At 57.4% G+C, this 235-nt stretch carries 1 protein-coding gene; it reads right to left on the bottom strand.

The window, feature by feature from the left end; genetic code table 11:
• Positions 1-235, bottom strand: a 235-nt coding sequence (locus tag P8629_RS12735) for a hypothetical protein (RefSeq protein WP_278166450.1), incomplete at both ends; no start/stop codon positions are given.

Here is a 235-nt window from a genome sequence, read left to right as displayed (position 1 = left end):
CCAATTCGTGAATGTGATAGGGCGAAAGCGCGGCCTTGAGTAAATCGGCATCGTTGATGCCGACAAAATGCAGCCAGTTGATTTTTTCGCCCTCAGGCCGCGGCAGCAGCGCCGGGGAAAGCGGCGTGTTTGCGCCATCGGCCGCGTTATAGAGCATGCCGTTTTCTGCGGGCAGATAATCGGCTTCGGTATAGTGGTCGGCGGTGTAAACGGTTTGGTGCACGGCCTGTTTGGG

Source organism: Hydrogenovibrio sp. 3SP14C1, assembly GCF_029625905.1.
Classification (GTDB): domain Bacteria; phylum Pseudomonadota; class Gammaproteobacteria; order Thiomicrospirales; family Thiomicrospiraceae; genus Hydrogenovibrio.
Note: the sequence above shows the minus strand (reverse complement) of the source record. Positions and strands in the feature narration are given on the sequence as shown.